Annotated in this window: 12 protein-coding genes; 9 read left to right on the plus strand and 3 right to left on the minus strand. The window is 73.3% G+C overall.

Going from position 1 to position 19,440, the window contains the following annotated elements; all coding sequences use genetic code 11:
* The first annotated feature begins 119 nt into the window (after positions 1-119).
* Positions 120-3,773 (plus strand): ATP-binding cassette domain-containing protein, encoded by a 3,654-nt coding sequence (locus tag ACFYTT_RS12430; RefSeq protein WP_387258965.1) that lies wholly within the window; start codon positions 120-122, stop codon positions 3,771-3,773.
* A gap of 45 nt (positions 3,774-3,818) precedes the next feature.
* Here ACFYTT_RS12430 and ACFYTT_RS12435 read toward each other — a convergent pair whose 3' ends face one another.
* The 3 genes from ACFYTT_RS12435 to ACFYTT_RS12445 form a co-directional block, all read right to left on the minus strand.
* Complete coding sequence (locus ACFYTT_RS12435) at positions 3,819-4,886, minus strand: NADH:flavin oxidoreductase/NADH oxidase (RefSeq protein ID WP_387258966.1); 1,068 nt, start codon at positions 4,884-4,886, stop codon at positions 3,819-3,821.
* Positions 4,887-4,958: 72 nt separating this feature from the next.
* Positions 4,959-5,735, minus strand: a complete 777-nt coding sequence (locus ACFYTT_RS12440; RefSeq protein WP_357213148.1) for a DUF998 domain-containing protein — start codon at positions 5,733-5,735, stop codon at positions 4,959-4,961.
* A complete protein-coding gene (locus ACFYTT_RS12445; protein WP_176092990.1) occupies positions 5,728-6,693 on the minus strand; it encodes a glutathione S-transferase family protein in 966 nt (321 codons plus the stop codon). The genes ACFYTT_RS12440 and ACFYTT_RS12445 overlap by 8 nt, the downstream gene beginning before the upstream one ends.
* A gap of 106 nt (positions 6,694-6,799) precedes the next feature.
* Here ACFYTT_RS12445 and pcaF point away from each other — a divergent pair, with 106 nt between their 5' ends.
* The 8 genes from pcaF to ACFYTT_RS12485 all read left to right on the plus strand — a co-directional run bounded on the left by pcaF (position 6,800) and on the right by ACFYTT_RS12485 (position 19,432).
* Entirely contained in the window at positions 6,800-8,002 is a 1,203-nt protein-coding gene (gene pcaF, locus ACFYTT_RS12450) for a 3-oxoadipyl-CoA thiolase (protein ID WP_176092991.1), read from the plus strand.
* 100 nt (positions 8,003-8,102) lie between these two features.
* Entirely contained in the window at positions 8,103-8,921 is an 819-nt protein-coding gene (locus tag ACFYTT_RS12455; RefSeq protein ID WP_387259734.1) for an SAM-dependent methyltransferase, read from the plus strand.
* Positions 8,922-8,925: 4 nt separating this feature from the next.
* Positions 8,926-11,106 carry a putative bifunctional diguanylate cyclase/phosphodiesterase gene (locus tag ACFYTT_RS12460; RefSeq protein WP_387258968.1) on the plus strand — a complete coding sequence of 727 codons (2,181 nt, stop codon included), beginning with the start codon at positions 8,926-8,928 and terminating at the stop codon, positions 11,104-11,106.
* Complete coding sequence (locus tag ACFYTT_RS12465; protein WP_131054620.1) at positions 11,097-11,597, plus strand: DUF456 domain-containing protein; 501 nt, start codon at positions 11,097-11,099, stop codon at positions 11,595-11,597. Before ACFYTT_RS12460 ends, ACFYTT_RS12465 begins: the two co-directional genes overlap by 10 nt.
* Positions 11,598-11,952: 355 nt before the next feature.
* The gene (locus tag ACFYTT_RS12470; RefSeq protein WP_131054619.1) at positions 11,953-13,317 is read left to right on the plus strand and encodes a glutamine synthetase family protein; all 1,365 of its coding nucleotides are present in this window, start codon (positions 11,953-11,955) and stop codon (positions 13,315-13,317) included.
* A 175-nt stretch (positions 13,318-13,492) separates the two neighbouring features.
* Positions 13,493-14,848: an aldehyde dehydrogenase family protein gene (locus tag ACFYTT_RS12475; protein WP_387258970.1), complete on the plus strand. Its 1,356-nt coding sequence runs from the start codon at positions 13,493-13,495 to the stop codon at positions 14,846-14,848.
* 3 nt (positions 14,849-14,851) lie between these two features.
* A complete protein-coding gene (locus ACFYTT_RS12480; protein WP_131054617.1) occupies positions 14,852-15,616 on the plus strand; it encodes a 3-oxoacyl-ACP reductase in 765 nt (254 codons plus the stop codon).
* 174 nt (positions 15,617-15,790) lie between these two features.
* Positions 15,791-19,432 (plus strand): SpoIIE family protein phosphatase, encoded by a 3,642-nt coding sequence (locus ACFYTT_RS12485; RefSeq protein WP_387258972.1) that lies wholly within the window; start codon positions 15,791-15,793, stop codon positions 19,430-19,432.
* Positions 19,433-19,440 lie beyond the last annotated feature (8 nt).

The raw sequence follows: 19,440 nt of genomic DNA on the forward strand, positions 1-19,440 counted from the left end.
CCCGCTGCCGTCCGGCAGCCGCCGCCACCAGGTGATCTGCCTCCGGCAAAAATGCGTTGAGCTGCGCGGTCGCGCAACGCAGGCTGGAACCTCCGCCACGAAACCGGAGGAACCGACCCATGCGCCTGCTCCGTGATCTGTGGGTCACCTCTTCGCGCCGGATGACCCTGGTGGTCGCCCTGATCGTGCTCGGCGGGATCGGCCAGGCGGCCACCGCCGCGCTCGCCGGTCCGGTGCTGGTGCACCGCTCCGTCGGCTTCTTCGCGCTGCTCGCGGTGGCCCTGGTCGTGGTGGTCGCCAGCGACCTGGTGGTCAGCCTGGTGATGGCCGGGGTGACCGCCGACTGGGCCGCCGACCTGCGGCGTCGGCTGTGCCGGGTGGCGATGGGCCAGCCGATTCCCGCCCTGGAGACCACGCCGGTCGGCGAGATGCTCGACCGGATCGACGGCGACGTGTACGACGTCGCCTCCGGCGTCCGCGGCCCCGGGGTGCGGCTGGCCCAGTCGCTGGCGGTGGGCCTGCTCTCCACACTGGTCGCGATCACCGTCTGGTGGCCGGCCGGACTCGGCATGCTGCTGCTCTGCGTCCTGCTCGCGGTCACCATGCGCCGGCCCGCCGGCCGGATCGCCCCGGCCCGGATGCACGAGGAGGCGGCTTGGTCGGACCTGGCGGCCGTGATGGAGGAGTCCATCCACGGGCAGGACGACGTCCGCACCAGCCTGGCCCGCCCGTACGTGCTGCGGCTCTACGCCGCCCGGGCGGCCGAGGTGCTGCGGCGCGGCTGGCGGGTGTGGCGGTTGTCCGCCCAGGTCAACACCGTGGCCGCCGGGGTGACCCGGGTCGGTGTCGCGCTGGTCGTGCTCGGTGGGGTGTGGGCGCTGACCACCGGCCGGGTCGACTCCGCCCGACTCACCGCGATCTGGCTGCTCGCCCTCTCGCTCGGGATGACCGTCGAGCACGTCAGCCGGATGGTGCCCGAGGTGCAGTACGCCCTCGGCGCGTGGGGCCGGGTACGACTGCTCCAGGGCGCCGCCCAGGAACCCGTCGGCGGGGACACCCCGATCGACGGTGACCTGGTCATCCGCGACCTGACCTTCCACTACCCGTCCGCCGACGCCGACCGGGGCCCGGCGTTGCGCGAGATCGACCTGACCTTCGCCCGGGGCCGCTCCTACGCCCTGGTGGGGCGGACCGGCTCGGGCAAGTCGACGCTGGCCAAGCTGCTCACCCGGGCGGTGGACGTGCCACCGGGGACGGTGCTGCTCGGCGGGCGTGACGTGCGCGACCTCGACGTGGACCTGCTGCGCCGGTGGATCGCCGTGGTGCCGCAGCGCACCGAGATCCTCGCCGGCACGCTCGCCGAGAACGTCGCGTTGTTCGACCCCGAGCTGCTCGACGCCGCCGCGCGGGCCCTGCACGAGCTGGGCCTGGCCGGCTGGATCGCCGAACTGCCCGCCGGGCTGGACACCCGGCTCGGCGAGGGCGGGCACGTGCTCTCCGCCGGGCAGGAGCAGCTCGTCGCGTTCGCCCGCATCCTGGTCCGCGACCCGCACGTGGTGATCCTCGACGAGGCCACCGCCCGACTCGACCCGGTCACCGAGGCGCGGGTGCAGCAGGCCACCGAACGACTGCTGCGGGACCGGATCGGCATCGTCATCGCGCACCGGCTCTCCTCGGTGCGCCAGTGCGACGAGGTGGTGGTGCTGGCCGACGGCGCGGTGGTCGAGGCGGCCCCGCTGGCCCGGTCACGGCGCTTCGCCGAACTCCTCGCCGCCGGTGACGCCGACCTGCTGGCCGACCCGCGCGCCGACACCGTCGGTACGGCCGCTCCGGGTACCGACCGCTCCCGTGGCGAACCGGCACTGGTCGGCGTCACCGGTGCGGTCACGGAGGGCCACCGCTTCACCGGGTCGCCCACGCTGACCACCGTGGTGGATCCCGCGCCCGTCGTCGGGCCCGAGCCGGTCGCGCCGACCGACGGGCGGGAGATCACCGCGTGGGAGGTCGGCGGGCGCGACGCCACCCGTACCACCACCGTCGCCGGCGGTGCGGACCCGGTCGGCGGTGCGGACCCGGAAGGCGAGCGGCGGCCGGCCTCCCGGGCGCGGACGCTGCGGGAGATCTTCCGGCTCTGTCTGAACGACCCCCGCTACGGCGCCGCCGCGGTGGGCATCTTCGCCGTGCTGGCCGTCCTGAGCCTGGACGGCCCGATCCTGGCCTGGCTCTGGGCCGACGTGGTCGACGGCACGGGTGACCCGTGGCTGCCCGCGCTGGGCATCGCGGCGGGGCTGATCCTCGCCATCCCCGCGCACTACTGGACGCACCTGTGGTTCCCGGCCTGGTGGGTACGGCAGATGCTGCGGATCAGCGCCCGCCTGGTGTACGGCCAGACCGGCCCGCGCCGGGTCAGCCGGCACACCCCGGCCGAGGTGGTGGCGCAGGGCGGCGACACCGAGCGGGTGGTGCAGCTCGCCGACAACGTGCTGGACCAGACCGTCGGCGTGCTCCTCCTGGTCAGCATGACCCTGATCACCGGCAGCGTGGTCCCGGGGATGTTCTTCCTCGGCACGATGCTGCTCTCCGGCTTCGCCGCCACGGCGTTCGGTCCCCGGCTGGAACGCGCGGCGCGGGAGACCGTCACCGCCCGCGCGGCGTTCGCCACCGCGCTGGTGTCGGCACTGTCGGCCGCCCGGACGGTGAAGCTCGCCGGGGCGACCCGGCCGGTGCTGACCCATCTCGCCGACCTGGACACGGTCCGCAGCGACCGGCAGCGTCGGGAGATCGCCGTGCAGGTCTGGGCCCGCTCCACCCCGTCGATGGCGAGCGGCCTGCTGCCGATCGCCGTCTGGGCGCTCTTCCTGGCCGGCACGATCAACGCCGGGGCGGCACTGGTCTCGGTCGCCACGCTGGGCGCGGCGCGCTGGTTCGCCTGGACGACCGCCTCGCTGATCTCCCAGGTGCCCTCGGCGCGGGTGTGGACGCGGCGGACGGCGGAGATGACCGGGATCGAGGCGTACTCGGCGCGGGTGCCCGGGATGGACCTGGTGACCGGTACGGCTTCCGCCCCGCCGGTGGCCCCGCGTACCCCGTTGCGGCGGCTGGAACTGGTCGGCTTCGGCGTACGGCACACCGACGGCACGGTCGCCGTACGCGATGTCGACCTGACCGTGGAGCGTGGACAGCTGGTGCTGGTGGTGGGCCCGGTCGGGGCGGGCAAGTCCTCGCTGCTGCGCGCCCTGGCCGGCATCGCCCCGCACACCGGGTCGATGACCTGGAACGGGGAACCGGTGACCGAGCCGGAGCTGTTCCTGCGCCCGAACCAGGTCGGCTACGTCGGCCAGTTGCCCCGGGTGCTCTCCGGCACCGTCGCCGACAACATCACCCTGGGCCACCCGGTGGACCCGGCGCACGCGGTGGCGACCGCCCAGCTCGAACACGACCTGGCCGCCACCGGGAGCGGCCTGGCGTTGCTCATCGGGCACAAGGGCACCCGGCTCTCCGGCGGGCAGTTGCAGCGCCTGGCGTTGGCCCGGGCGCTGGCACCGCGTACCGAACTGCTGGTCGCCGACGACGTGTCGTCCGCCCTGGACGTCACCACCGAGCTGGCCCTCTGGCAGGCGTTGCGCGAACGCGGCGTGACCGTGGTCGGCTCCACCTCCAAACGGGCCGCCCTGGTGCGGGCCGACCACGTGGTGGTGCTCGTCGACGGTGCGGTGCGGGCGCAGGGGCCGTGGCGCGAGCTGGCGCCGCGCTGGGGCCACCTGGCCGGGTGACCAAGGCCGCGCCGGACCGACCGGTCCGGCGCGGCCGCTTCAGGGTCAGACCGCCCGGCGGTACTGGTGCGGCCAGTCCGTCTCGGCGCCCAGCTCGGCGGCGGCCCGGCGCGGCCAGTACGGGTCGCGCAGCAGTTCCCGGCCGAGCAGCACCAGATCGGCCGCGCCGTCGGCGACGATCGCCTCGGCCTGTGCGGGCGCGACGATCAGGCCGACCGCGCCGGTGGGTACCCGTGCCTCGCGGCGGATCCGGGCGGCGGCCGGCACCTGGTAGCCGGGCCCGACCGGGATGTCGGCCGTCGGCGCGGCGCCGCCGGAGGAACAGTCGACCAGGTCCACCCCGGCGGCGGCCAACTCGGTGGCGAGCACCACGCTGTCGTCGACGGTCCAGCCGCCGTCGACCCAGTCGGTGGCCGAGATGCGGGCCAGCACCGGCACGTCCGGTCCGACGGCGGCGCGCACCGCGCGGGCGACCTCCAGGGTGAGTCGCATCCGACCGGCCCGGTCCCCGCCCCAGCCGTCGGTACGCCGGTTGGTCAGCGGGGAGAGGAACTCGTGCAGCAGGTATCCGTGCGCCGCGTGCACCTCGACGGCGGCGAACCCCGCCTCCAGCGCGCGGGCGGCGGCGGTCGCGAACGCCTCGACCACCCCGGCGATCCCGGCCGGGTCCAGCGCGGTCGGTTCGCGGTACTCCGGCACGAACGGCTCAGTGGTCGGTCCGACCGGCGTCCAGCCGCCCTCCGCGTCGGGCACGCCGCCGCGCCGGGGTGCCCACGGCCGGTACGTCGACGCCTTGACTCCGGCGTGTGCGAGCTGCACGACGGGCACCGCGCCGTGGGTGGTCAGGAAACGGGTCACCGGACGCCAGGCGTCGACGTGCCGCCCGGACCAGAGCCCGGTGTCCTGCGGGCTGATCCGTCCCTCCGGCACCACGGCGGTCGCCTCGGTCATCACCAGTCCGGCGCCGCCCACGGCCCGGGTACCGAGGTGCACCAGGTGCCAGTCGGTGGGCAGGCCGTCGGGCCCGGCACTGTACTGGCACATCGGCGCCATCGCGATCCGGTTGGGCAGGGTCACCGCGCGCAGCGCCAGGGGGGTGAACAACGAGCTCATCGCGCCATCCTCTCCCGGCCGTCGGGCGGGCGGCCCGGATGCGGGCTGTGGGGTCGGGCACTCTCGCGTCGGTCAGCGCCGGTCGGTCCGTCTGCCGGCGGCCAGGGTGAGGGCGGTGGTCAGACCCCAGAGGATGGCCACCGCCAGCAGCAGCCGTTCCAGCACCCCGACCAGCGAGCCCCGCCCGACGAAGAGCATGGCCAGGCCGACCGCCCCGGCGAGCGGGAGCGCCACCACCGCCGCGACCGTGGCCGGTCGGCACAACCGCCGGTCGGCCTGCGGGGCGAGGGCGAGCGCGACCATCGCGAACACCACCGTCGCGGTGGCGGCGACGCTCGCCGCACCGTGCACCAGGTCCGCCACGGTGGCCGGCTCGAAGGGCGGCAGCGGGCAGCCGGCGCTACAGGTCACCGCACCGGAGAGCAGCGTGCAGAGCGCCGCCGCGACGAGCAGCGCCACCGCGCCGGGCAGCGTCGCCACCTGCCGCACCACCGTCGCGGCCCGACGTCCCACGAGCCGCCGCACCACGGCCGCACCCGGGTGCGCCACCCACGCCGGGTCCGGGTCTGTCACCGCCGCCGGTTCGGGCCGCCGGGCCTCGTCGCGCAGGGCCACCGCGAGCAGCAGTAGCGCCGTGGCCAGGGAGAACACCCCGATCCGGTACGTCCACGCGTAACCGCTCTCGGCCACCCCGGCCTCGCTGACGTACCCGGTCAGCCCCGGTCCCGGACCGGCGACCACGGCGAGGACCACCAGGGCCGTCCCGGTGAGTACGCCCAACGCGGCACCCGCCGCCGCGACCCCGCCCCGCGCCGACGCCCGGCGGTACGCCGTCGACGACTCAGTCACGTCCGTGCGGCGTCGTCCAGCCGTGCAGGTCCGGCCCGAGCGGCACCACCCCGGTCGGGTTGATCTGGTGGTGCGTCGCGTAGTAATGCCGCTTGATGTGGTCGAAGTCCACGGTCTCGCCGAGACCCGGGGTCTGGAACAGGTCCCGCGCGTACGCCCACAGCACCGGCATCTCGGTCAGCTTCTGCCGGTTGCACTTGAAGTGCCCGTGGTAGGCCACGTCGAAGCGGACCAGCGTGGTGAACAGCCGTACGTCCGCCTCCGTGATCGAGTCGCCCATCAGGTACCGCCGGTCGGTCAGCCGTTCCGACAGCGCGTCCAGCCGGGCGAAGAGCGTCTGGTACGACTCGTCGTACGCCTGCTGGGAGGTGGCGAAGCCGCACCGGTAGACGCCGTTGTTGACGTCCCGGTGGATCTCCGCCATCAGCGTGTCCATCTCCGGGCGCAGGGTCACCGGGTACAGGTCCGGCGCGTCCGGTGCGTGCCACCGCCGCCACTCGGTGGACAGGTCCAGGGTGAGCTGCGGGTAGTCGTTCGTGACCACCCGGCCGGTGAGCGTGTCGACCAGCGCGGGCACGGTGACCCGGCCGGAGTAGTCGGCGTCGGTCGCCAGGTACGCCTCGGACAGGAAACCGATGCCCAGCACCGGGTCGAAGCCGTCCTGGTCGAGCGCGAACCGCCAGCCCCGGTCGTCCCGGATCGGATCGACGGTGCCCAGCGAGATGGCGTCACCGAGCCCGAGCAGGTTCCGCACGATCAACGCCCGGTGCGCCCACGGGCAGGCGCGGCACCAGATCAGCCGGTAGCGGCCCGCCTCCAACGGCCAGCGGTCCTGGTCGTCGGGCCCGCCGCCGGGCGGCGAGGTGGAGTGCGGGGTGACCCGCCCGGTGAACCGGTTGGGCTGCCGGACGAACGCGCCGCCGTCGCTGGTCTCCGCGCGGAACTGGGGTCGGGCCATGCCGACAACCTATCGGGATACGCCGGGGATATCCTGGCCGCCGGACGTCCGGCGGGACCCGACGGGCGGCCGGTGCCCGCCCTTCCCCACCCCCGAAGGACTCGCGATGACCGTGGCTTACCTGGTGGCCGGTGTGCGTACCCCGATCGGCCGCTACGCCGGTGCCCTGGCCGGCGTCCGCCCCGACGACCTGGCCGCGCACGTGATCCGTGAGCTGGTGGCCCGTCATCCGGCGGTGGACTGGGCACGCACCGACGACGTGATCCTGGGCTGCGCCAACCAGGCCGGTGAGGACAACCGCAACGTGGCCCGGATGGCGGCGTTGCTCGGCGGGCTGCCCGAGCAGGTGTCCGGCAGCACGATCAACCGGCTCTGCGGTTCCGGTCTCGACGCGCTGGCCACCGCCGCCCGCGCGGTGGTCGCCGGTGAGGCCGATCTGGTCGTCGCGGGCGGCGTCGAGAGCATGAGCCGGGCCCCGTTCGTGATGCCGAAGGCGACCACCGCCTACTCCCGGGCCGCCGAGGTCCACGACACCACCATCGGCTGGCGACTGGTCAACCCGCTGATGCGGCAGGGTTGGGGCGTCGACTCGATGCCGGAGACGGCCGAGAACGTGGCCGAGGAGTACGGCGTGGACCGGTCCGCGCAGGACGAGTTCGCGTACCGCTCCCAGGCGCGGGCCGCGAAGGCCCAGGCCGACGGGCGGTTGGCCGAGGAGATCGTGCCGGTGACCGTGCCGGCCGGGCGGCGCGAGACGCGCCTGGTGGAGGTCGACGAGCATCCCCGGCAGACGTCGCTGGAGAAGCTCGCCGCGCTGCCCACCCCGTTCCGCGACGGCGGCACCGTCACCGCGGGGAACTCGTCCGGCGTCAACGACGGCGCGGTGGCGCTGCTGGTCGCCTCGGAGGCGGCCGTCGCCGCGTACGGCCTCACTCCGCTGGCCCGGGTCTCCGGCGCCGCGGCGGCCGGCGTGCCGCCCCGGACCATGGGCGTCGGCCCGGTGCCGGCGACCCGGCGGCTGCTCGACCGGCGCGGGTTGGCCGTGGCCGACCTCGACGTGATCGAGCTGAACGAGGCGTTCGCTGCGCAGGCCGTCGCGGTGCTGCGTGAGCTGGGCCTGCCGGAGGACGCCGAGCACGTCAACCCGAACGGCGGCGCCATCGCGCTGGGGCACCCGCTGGGTGCCAGCGGCGCCCGACTGGCGCTCACCGCCGCGCTGGAGCTACGCCGCCGGGGCGGTCGACGGGCCCTGGCCACCATGTGCGTCGGCGTCGGGCAGGGCATCTCGCTGTTGCTGGAAGCGGCCTGACCGGCCGCGACACGGCGCGAACGGGAAAGGTGTTCGTGGATCTCCCTCGGCGTGACCGACCGGCCTAGAGTGGTCTGCATCACGACGAGCTGAGGTGCCAGTGCAGACCCCCGACGGACTCCCCTCCGAGATCGACCTCTCGCGGCCCAGCGCGGCCCGGGTGTACGACCACTTCCTGGGCGGCGCCCACAACTTCGAGATCGACCGCAGGCTGGCCGAGCAGATCGCCGCCACCACACCCCACCTGCCGGCGACCATGCGGGCCGGGCGGGAGTTCCTGCGTCGGGCCGTACGCGTGCTGCTCGACGCCGGCATCGACCAGTTCCTCGACATCGGCTCCGGCATCCCCACCGTCGGCAACGTGCACGAGGTGGCCCAGGCCGCGAACCCGAAGGCCCGCGTGGTCTACGTCGACATCGACCCGGTGGCGGTGGCGCACAGCCGGGAACTGCTGACCGGCGACGAGCTGACCGGCGTGCTCCACGGCGACCTGCGCGACCCGGAGCGGCTCCTGGCCGACGCCCGGGCGTTGCGGCTGCTCGACTTCGACCGCCCGCTCGGCGTGCTGCTCGCCGGGGTGGTGCACTTCGTGCCGGACACCGACCGTCCCGCCGACGTCCTGGCCACCCTGCGGTCCGCCACCGTCCCCGGCAGCCACCTGGTCCTCTCGCACTCCACCTTCGAGGACCAGCCACCGGAGATGTTGGACGCGCAACGGCTGTCCGCGCGGACCGCCACCGAGATCACGCTGCGCTCGCGGGCCGAGATCACCGGCTTCTTCGGTGACTGGACGCTGCTGCCGCCGGGAGTGGTGCACATGGAGCTGTGGCGTCCCGACGCGCCGTCCGAGGTGGCCGCGAACCCGCAACGGTTCGGCGCCTTCGGCGGCGTCGCCCGGAACGACCGGTCCGCCGGCTGACCTGATGTCCGCCGTCGGCGACTCCGGCGGGAACGCCGTGGACCAGACCGGTGCCCAGCGGTACGCGGCCGACTGGGCCCGTGCCGTACGCGGGTTCGGGTTCGTGCCGTTGAGCCCGACCGAGACCGAGCGGCTGTTGCTCGGACACACCGTGCGGCTGGCCCGTGCGCTGCTCTCCGGCGAGCCGGTGACCCCGGCCGCCGAGGATGTCGGGCGCGCCCTGGTGGCGGCCCATCTGATCGCGCCGGGGGTGATCGGGTGGGCGGTGCGTACCCTCGCCGCCCGGTTCCCCACCGAGGTGCTGGACGTCCGGGCGGACCGGCCCGATCTCGCCGACCGGGTCTCGGCGGCGCAGGCGGGCCTGGCCGCCGGCTTCGCCGGTGCGCTGCGTGACCGCACCTTCGCCCAGCAGGAGGGGATCGCGCGCTCGGCGTGGCAGGCCCGGGACGACGTGGAGCGGGCGCTGCGCGACAGCGAGGCGCGGTTCCGGGCGGTCTTCAGCGGGGCGGCCATCGGCATCGGCATCGCCGGGATCGACGGCACGATCATCGACGTCAACCAGAGCTTCGCCGAGATGCTCGGCTACGACATCGAGGAACTGCGGCAGACGAACGTGGCGTCGCTGTTCCACGCCGACGACGCCGCCGGGATGTGGGAGCTGTACCAGGAGCTGATCGAGGGCAAACACGAGGCGGCCCGGGTCGAGAAGCGCTACCACCGTAAGGACGGCACCGCCGTCTGGACGGACCTGGCGGTCTCGCTGATCCGGCACGACGACGGCCGGCCCCGGTTCACCGTCGCCGTGGTCGAGGACATCACCGAGCGGTACGAACTCCAGCAACGGCTACGGTTCCAGGCGCTGCACGACCCGCTCACCGGCCTGCCCAACCGGACGCTGTTCTTCGAGTCGCTCGGTCGGCTGGTGAACCGGACGCACCCGTCCGGCCGGGTCGGCGTCTGCTTCCTGGACCTCGACGGGTTCAAGGCGATCAACGACAGCCTGGGGCACGACCTCGGTGACCGGCTGCTCGTGCTGATCGCCCGGCGGCTGGCCGACTGCGTGGCCGACCGCGGCTACCTGGTCGCCCGGATGGGCGGCGACGAGTTCGTCATCCTGGTCGACGGCATCGCCCGGATCGAGGACGTGACCGCGGTGGCCGAGACGGTGCTGGCCGCCGTCTCCGCCCCGGTGCACATCGGTGACCAGCAGCTCGCGGTCTCGGCGAGCATCGGCATCGTCGACTCGGACCTGGCCGGCACCAGCGCCACCGAGCTGATGAAGGCCGCCGACACCACGCTGTACTGGGCCAAGGGGGAGGGCCGGGGCCGGTGGGCGGTGTACGACCCGGAGCGCAGTGCCCGGGACATCGCCCGGTCGGCGCTCGCCGCCGAACTGCCCACGGCGCTGGACCGGGGCGAGTTCGTGGTGCACTACCAGCCGATCGTGTCCCTGCTGGACGGCCAGATGCTGGCCGTCGAGGCGCTGGTCCGCTGGCAGCATCCGGAGCTGGGTCTGGTCGGGCCGGACCGGTTCATCGGACTGGCCGAGGAGACCGGCCTGATCGTCCGGCTCGGCGAGTGGGTGCTGCGGCAGTCCTGCCGGGACGCCCAGCGCTGGCACGCCGAGTTCCCGCAGGCCCGGCTGGTGGTCAGCGTCAACCTGGCCGCCCGCCAGGCCGACGCCCCGGCGATCGTCGACACCGTGGCCGACGCCCTGGCCGAGAGCGGGCTCCCCGCCGCACTGCTGCAACTGGAACTGACCGAGAGCGCCGTGATGGGTTCCGCGGGCGAGCCGCTGCGGACGCTGTACCGGCTCGCCGCGCTCGGGGTCCGGCTGGCGGTGGACGACTTCGGGACCGGGTACTCGAACCTGGCGTACCTGCGCCGGTTGCCGATCACCTGCCTGAAGCTGGCCGGGCCGTTCGTGGAGGGCCTGCGGGGCGACGATCCCTCCGTCGCCGACCACCGTGACGTACGGATCGTGGACGCGTTGGTCCGCTTGGCCCACGCGTTGGAACTCTGGGTGACCGCCGAGGCGGTGGAGACCGAGGCGCAGGCCGAGCGGCTGCGGTCGCTACGCTGCGACTCCGCGCAGGGCCGGCTGTTCGACCCACCCGGCCCGGCGGAGAAGATCGTCGCCCGGCTGCGGGGCACACCGTCTGATGGGGAGTCGACGTGGAGCTGACGGACACCAACGGGGTGGTGGCGGTGGTCGCCGCCCTGGCCATCCTCGCCGGGCTGGCCGGGGTGGTGGTGCCCGGCCTGCCGGCGCTGCCGCTCTGCTGGGGCGGCGTGCTGGTGTGGACGCTGTTCGGCGGAGCCGGTGCCGGCCGGTGGCTGGTGCTCGCCGCCGCCACCCTGGTCGCGCTCGGCGGCACCGTGGTCAAGTACGCCTGGCCGGGCCGCAACCTCAAGCGGGCCGGGGTGCCCACCACCTCACTGCTCGCCGGCGCCGTACTCGGGCTGATCGGCTTCTTCGTGATCCCGGTCGTCGGCCTGGTGATCGGTTTCGTCGGCGGCATCTTCGCGATGGAACGGCTGCGGTTGGGCGACACCCGGCTGGCCTGGCCGGCGACGAAGCAGGCGGTCGGCGCGGCCGGCCTGTCGATGCTGATCGAGTTCCTCTCCGGCCTGGTGATCGGCATGCTCTGGGTGACCGGCCTGGTGATGACCTGATCCGTGTGTGGCCCGTGGCGGGTGGTCGCCGGGCGGCGCGGGACGGAGCCAGGGCAGGGCACCGCGCCCTGCCCGAGAGAGAGGTGACGTCGCCCGCGCCGCCGCGGCTGTCGGGCCGTTCCGAGGGCCCGTGGTCGGCCCGTCGCGATCGGGCCTGGTCACAGGCTCAAGGATGCGTCAGGTACGGCCCGACCGGCAACGCGATTAGTCGGCCGGCGGACGACGGGCCGGGTACGCCCCCGTGGTGCGCCGGACACCGGACCGGTTTGCCGGGGACGCGGAACGGGGTACGAGCGGAGCGTCCCGTTGACGGTGATCAGCTCGGCGGGTAGACCTTGGTGATGGAGGCTCGCGGATGAGGAATGCGCCGCTCACGCTGGAGCAACTGCGGGTCGCGGTCGCCGAGGGCGAGATCGACACGGTGGTTCTGGCCCTGGTCGACATGCAGGGTCGGCTACAGGGCAAACGGTTCCACGCGCCGTTCTTCCTCGACCAGGTCGTCGGGCACGGCAGTGAGGGCTGTGACTACCTGCTCGCGGTGGACGTCGACATGAACACCGTCGACGGATACGAGATGTCGAGCTGGTCGCGCGGCTACGGTGACCTGGCGATGACGCCGGACTTCGACACGCTGCGCCGGGTGCCGTGGCAGCCCGGGACCGCCCTGCTCCTGGCCGACCTGCACTGGCCCGGGGAGACCGGTCCGGTGACCGTCTCGCCCCGGCAGATCCTGCGCCGGCAACTCGACCGGCTGGCCGCACACGGACTGACCGCGTACGCGGGCACGGAGCTGGAGTTCGTGCTGTTCCGTGACTCGTACGAGCAGGCATGGCAGCGCGGTTACCGCGAGCTGACCCCGGCCAACCAGTACAACGTGGACTACTCGCTGCTCGGCACCGCCCGGGTGGAGCCGTTGCTGCGGCGTATCCGCAACGAGATGGCCGGCGCGGGACTCACCCCGGAGAGCGCCAAGGGCGAGTGCAACCTCGGCCAGCACGAGATCGCCTTCCGCTACGACGAGGCGGTGCGCTGCGCCGACCACCACGTGATCTACAAAAACGGGGCCAAGGAGATCGCCGCCCAGGAGGGCATGTCGATCACCTTCATGGCGAAGCCGAACGCCCGGGAGGGTAACTCCTGCCACATCCACTTCTCCCTGCGGGACGCCTCCGGCGGGTCGGCCATGTTGGGCGACGGACCGGGCCACCTGAGCGTCACCGGGCAGCGGGTGCTGGCCGGGCTGCTCGCCACGATGCGGGAGTTCAGCCTCCTCTTCGCGCCGAACATCAACTCCTACAAGCGCTACCAGCCGGGTTCCTTCGCCCCGACGGCGTTGCGCTGGGGCACCGACAACCGCACCTGCGCGCTACGGGTGGTGGGCCACGGTCAGGGGATGCGGGTGGAGAACCGGGTGCCGGGTGCGGACGTCAACCCGTACCTGGCGATCGCGGCACTGGTGGCGGGTGCGCTGCACGGCATCGAGCAGGAGCTGGAGTTGGGCGAGGAGTGCACCGGCAACGCGTACGACGACGCGGCGGCCGAACGCGTCCCCGGCACCCTCCGGGACGCCCTCACGCTCTGGGAGTCCTCCACGGTGGCCCGGACGGCCTTCGGTGACGACGTGGTCGCCCACTACACCAACATGGGCCGGGTCGAGCTGGCCGCCTTCGACGCGGCCGTCACCGACTGGGAACTCGCCCGTGGTTTCGAGCGCCTCTGACCGAGCCCGGGTCGTCCCGTCTCGCGTGCGTCGATGTGCGCCGATCATGGAGTCGTGGCGCCCGACCTGTCCTCTTTCGCGACGTTCACGGAGTACCACAACTCCATGATCGCGGCGCAGAACACGGGCGGGGCAGGCAAGGTGGGCAGCGTGGGTGAGGGGAGTGTGGGTGGGCGTGGGTGAGGTGCGGAATCCGGCCAGCGGGGCGGTGCTGCGCGAGGTCGCGGGGGCGTCTGCGGACGAGGTCGACGCGGCGGTGGCGCGGGCGGCGGTGGCGTACGAGCGGTGGCGGTGGGTGGCGCCGGGGGAGCGGGCCCGGCTGTTGCGGCGGTTCGCGGCGGTGGTCGACGCGCATGTGGAGGAGCTGGCCCGGCTGGAGGTCGAGAACGCCGGGCACACCATCGGCAACGCCCGCTGGGAGGCGGGCAACGTACGGGACGTGCTGGACTACTACGCGGGGGCACCGGAGCGGCTGACCGGGCGGCAGATCCCGGTGGCGGGCGGGTTGGACGTCACGTTCCACGAGCCGCTCGGCGTGGTCGGGGTGATCGTGCCGTGGAACTTCCCGATGCCGATCGCCGCCTGGGGGCTGGCTCCCGCGCTCGCCGCCGGCAACACGGTGGTGCTGAAGCCCGCCGAGCTGACCCCGCTGACCGCGTTGCGCCTGGGCGAGCTGGCCCGGGAGGCGGGGCTGCCCGAGGACGTGTTCACGGTGCTGCCGGGACGGGGCGACGTGGTGGGCGAGCGCTTCGTCGACCATCCGGCGGTCCGCAAGATCTGCTTCACCGGCTCCACCGAGGTCGGCACCCGGATCATGGCGGGCTGCGCCGCCCAGGTGAAGCGGTTGACCCTGGAGCTGGGCGGCAAGTCGGCGAACCTGGTCTTCGCCGACGCCGACCTGGAGAAGGCGGCGGCGACCGCGCCGTCGGGAGTCTTCGACAACGCCGGCCAGGACTGTTGCGCCCGGTCCCGACTCCTGGTGCAGCGCGCGGTCTACGACCGCTTCCTGGAGCTGCTGGAGCCGGCGGTGCGGGCGTTCCGGGTACGCCACCCGGCCGACGAGGCCGCCGAGATGGGGCCGCTGATCTCCGCCGGGCACCGGGACCGGGTCGCCGGGTACGTCGACGGCGCGCGGGTCGCCTTCACCGGCTCCTGCCCGGACGGCCCCGGCTACTGGTACCCGCCGACGGTGCTGCTCGCCGACTCGCCGGCCGACCGGCACTGGCGCGAGGAGGTCTTCGGCCCGGTCGTCTCGGTGCTGCCCTTCGACGACGAGGCGGACGCGATCCGGCTCGCCAACGACACCGAGTACGGCCTCTCCGGCTCGGTCTGGACGCGGGACGTGGGCCGGGCGGTGCGCGTGGCGCGGGCGGTGGATGCGGGCAACCTGAGCGTCAACTCGCACTCCTCGGTGCGGTACTCGACGCCGTTCGGCGGGATGAAACGCTCCGGTCTCGGTCGCGAGTTGGGTCCGGACGCCCTGCACGCGTTCACCGACGTCAAGAACGTCTTCATCAGCACGGAGGAGTGAGCGATGCAGCGGTTGCAGGACCGGGTGGCGGTGGTCACCGGCGCGGCCAGCGGGATCGGACTGGCCACCGTTCGGCGGTTGGCCGCCGAGGGAGCCCGGGTGGTCTGCGTCGACGTCGACACCGAGGGGGGTGCCCGGGCCGCCGAGGAGGTCGACGGGACCTTCGTCGCCGTCGACGTGACCGACGAGGGTGCCGTCCGTGACCTCTTCGACGGGGTGGTCGAGCGGTACGGGCGGGTGGACGTCTCGTTCCACAACGCGGGCATCTCCCCGCCGGACGACGACTCCATCCTGGAGACCGGGCTGGACGCCTGGGAGCGGGTGCTGCGGGTGAACACCACGAGCGTCTACCTGTGCTGCAAGTACGTCATCCCGCACATGCGCCGGCAGGGCCGGGGCTCGATCATCAACACCGCCTCGTTCGTGGCGCTGATGGGTGCGGCGACGTCGCAGATCGCGTACACCGCGAGCAAGGGCGGGGTGTTGGCGCTGAGCCGGGAACTGGGCGTGCAGTTCGCCCGGGAGGGCATCCGGGTCAACGCCCTGTGCCCTGGTCCGGTGGCCACGCCGCTGCTGCGGGAGCTGTTCGCCGCCGATCCGGAGCGGGCCGCGCGCCGGCTGGTGCACGTGCCGATGGGGCGGTTCGGCGAACCGACCGAGATCGCCGCCGCGGTGGCCTTCCTGGCCAGTGACGACTCCTCGTTCATGACCGCCGCGCAGTTCGTGGTCGACGGCGGGATCACCGGCGCGTACGTCACGCCGCTGTGATGTACCCGACACTTCCGGTGAACGGTGGGGCGATTCGTATCGGTTGATCGACAAGTGTCGTGGGGTAATCAGCGTCGCGATCAGCTGATGCGTTACGTTCCTGGTTCGGCGGGGTAGAAGTCCGGTCACGGCAGCGATGATCAGGGCACGTCGCGCACAGGCCGGGGAGGCTGCATGAACTCGGCCCAGGGGGGCGTGGACGGAGGCGATCCGTCGGCGGCGCGTCGTGGGGTTCCACCGCTGCTCGCGGCGGCGTTCGCGGGCGGTGGCGAGATGGGCGCGCTGTTGCGTGACCGGGACTGGTCGACCAGCCCGCTCGGCGCACCGGAGCAGTGGCCCAGCGCGCTCGGCAACGCGGTCAGCACGATGCTCGCCTCGAAGGCGCAGATCGTCATCTTCTGGGGCGAGGACCAGCGCGCCTTCTACAACGACGCCTACCGCCCGACCATCGGGGACAAGCATCCCGCCGTCGTCGGGCAGCCGGCCCGCGAACACTGGGTCGAGACCTGGGACGTGCTCGGGCCGCTGCTCACCGATGTCCTGCGGACCGGTGAGGCGTACCAGGCGCGGGACCACCACTTCCTGCTCGACCGGTACGGCTTCATGGAGGACGTCTACTTCGACGTCTCGTACGACCCGATCCGGGACACCGACGGCTCGATCAGCGGCGTGCTCTGCGTCTGTAGTGAGACCACCGGTCGGCTGCTCAGCGAGCGGCGACTGCGTACGCTCGCCGAACTCGGCTCCGAGTTGGCCGACGTGGGCAGTAGCGCGGAACTCTGCCACGCGGCCGTGGACGTGCTCGACCGGCACCGGCAGGACGTACCGTTCGGGCTGCTCTACCTGTACGGCCCCGACGGTGGTCTGCGGCTGGCCGGGACGAGCGGCCCGATGACCGGGCCCGAGGAGCCCGCCGCCGGCCTGGCCGACCTGGCCGCCGCCGGGGGCGGCACGGTGTCCACCGCCGACCTGTTCGGTGAGGTGCCGGCCGATGCCGCCGACGAGGCGCTGCTGCTGCCGATCACCGCCACCGCCGAGCAGGCGGGCGCGCTGGTGCTGGGGGTGGCCCGCCGGTTGCCGCTCACCGACGACTACCGCACCTTCCTCGAACTCGTCGCCGCGCAGGTCTCGCGGGCCGTCGGCAAGCAGCGCGCGTACGAGCAGGAGCAGGCCCGCGCCGCCGAGTTGGCCGCCCTGGACCTGGCGAAGACCAACTTCTTCGCCAACGTGAGCCACGAGTTCCGTACCCCGCTGACCCTCGTGCTCGGCCCGCTGGAGGACCTGCTCGCCGACCCGGCCCTGCCGGAGGTGTACACCCAGCGGCTGACGATGATGCACCGCAACGCGTTGCGGCTGCTCAAGCTGGTCAACACGGTGCTCGACTTCTCCCGGCTGGAGTCGGGGCGGCTGGCCGCGTACTACGAGCCGGTCGACCTGGCCGACTACACCGCCCGGCTGGCCAGCACCTTCCGCTCGGCCACCGAACGCGCCGGGTTGCGGCTGACGGTGGACTGCCCGCCGCTGCCCGAGCCGGTCTACGTCGACCAGGAGATGTGGGAGAAGATCGTTCTCAACCTGGTCTCCAACGCGGTGAAGTTCACCCTCGACGGGGAGATCCGGATCGAGGTCCGGGCGGTCGACGGAGTGGCCCGCCTGGAGGTCGCCGACACCGGTGTCGGCATCGTCGCCGAGGAGCTGCCGCACGTCTTCGAGCGCTTCCACCGGGCACCCGGGGTGCGGTCGCGAAGCCACGAGGGCACCGGGATCGGCCTGGCCCTGGTGCGGGAACTGGTCGAGATGCACGGCGGTCAGGTCAGCGCGACCAGCCGCGTCGACGAGGGCAGCCGCTTCGTCGTCACCGTTCCGTTCGGCTCCGGGCACCTCCCGGCCGACCGGGTGGCCGAGACGGGCACCGAGCGTGAGCCGGTGCAGAGCGCCCTCTTCGTCGCCGAGACCGAGCGCTGGAGCGACGACCGGGCCGCGACGGGTGAGGTCCGTGGCACGGGGTCGGCGGCGGGCCGCATCCTGGTCGTCGACGACAACCCGGACCTGCGCGAACACGTCGCCCGGCTGCTCGCGCCGACCTGGGAGGTGTTCACCGCCACCGACGGCGTGGACGCCCTGCGGTTGGCCGTCGACACCGACTTCGACCTGGTGCTGACCGACGTGATGATGCCGCGGCTGGACGGCTTCGGGCTGGTCGCCGCGCTGCGCGCCGACCCGCGCACCCGGTACGTGCCGATCGTGCTGCTCTCTGCCCGCGCCGGCTCGGCCGAGGAGGTGGCCGGCCTGGCGGTGGGCGCCGACGACTACCTGACCAAGCCCTTCTCCGGGCAGGAACTGGTCGCCCGGGTACGCGCCAACGTCGAACTCGGCCAACTGCGCGGCCAGCTCATCCGGCGGTTGGCCGCACTCGCGGACGCGGCCGTGGCGGTGAACACCGCGCGCTCCACGGACGAGGTGCTCCAGGTCGCGGCGCGGCACGCGTTGAGTCTCGCCGAGGCGGTCCGGGTGTCCGTCACCGCCGGAGACGCGCGGTTCGAGGCCGACGGCGGCGGCACCAGCGCCGCCGATCCCGCCTTCGTCCTGCCGTTGACCGGGGTGGGCGGCAAGCGCCTCGGTGAACTGCTGGTGTGGCGTGCGGTCACCGAGCCGGCCGGCACGGACGAGGCCGCGTTGACCCAGCTCGCCCGGCTGGTCGGCGTGCGCCTGGAGAACGCCCAGCTCTACGAGGTGGAGCATCGCATCGCCACGACCCTGCAACACAGCCTGCTGCCGCGCACCCTGCCCCAGTTGCCCGGTGCCGTGGTGGCCAGCCGTTACCTGCCCGGCAGCGCCGACGTCGAGGTCGGCGGCGACTGGTACGACGTGGTGACCCGCGAGGACGACGAGATGGTCCTGGTCATCGGGGACGTCGTCGGCAAGGGGGTGCCGGCCGCGGCGGCCATGGGTCAGCTGCGCAACGCGCTGCGGGCGTACGTGCTGGAGGGGTTCGATCCGGGAGAGTCGTTGACCCGGCTCAACCGGCTCGTGGGGTCGACCGGCTCCCGGTCCTTCGCCACGGTCTTCTGCCTCTGGTTCAGCCCTCGTACCGGGCGGCTGCGGTACGCCAACGCCGGTCATCCGTCCCCGCTGCTGATCCGAGGAGGCGACGTGGCGTTCCTGCACGACCGGGCGCTGGGGCCACCCGTCGGCGCGATCCCCGGGGCGGAGTACGAGACGGTCTCCGGCGAGCTGTGTGCCGGCGAGCGGCTGCTGCTCTACACCGACGGCCTGATCGAGGACCGGAACGTCGACATCGACGACGCGTTGGCCCAGCTCCGCGCCGATGCGGCCCGGCCGGGGGAGCATGTGGTGGACCTGGTCGAGGCGGTGGTGCAGCGCGTCGTGGACCGGCCCCGCCGGGACGACGTGGCGGTGCTCGCGCTGGAGGCGGCCGAGCTGAACCGGTTCGCGCTGCGGCTGCCCGCCGACCCGACCCGACTGAGCGTGCTGCGGAAGCGGCTGGAGGACTTCCTGGTCGCGCACGGGGTGAACGAGACCGACCTGTTCGACCTGACGGTGGCGGTGTCGGAGGCGGCGGCGAACGCCATCGAACACCCGGTCGACCCGGTGGAGCCGACGATCGGCGTCGAGGTGACGGTGGAGGGCCGGACGGTGACCGCGACCATCCGCGACAGCGGACGCTGGCGGGAGTCGACCGGGTCGGGCTTCCGGGGCCGGGGACTGTCGCTGATCGAGGCACTCGGGGAGTTGTCGGTCACGCGTACCACGGAGGGCACGGAGGTGACGCTACGTCGGGAACTGGGTGCCTGAGCCGGTGG

The sequence above is a fragment of the Micromonospora sp. NPDC003816 genome (genome assembly GCF_042874705.1).
Taxonomy (GTDB): domain Bacteria; phylum Actinomycetota; class Actinomycetes; order Mycobacteriales; family Micromonosporaceae; genus Micromonospora.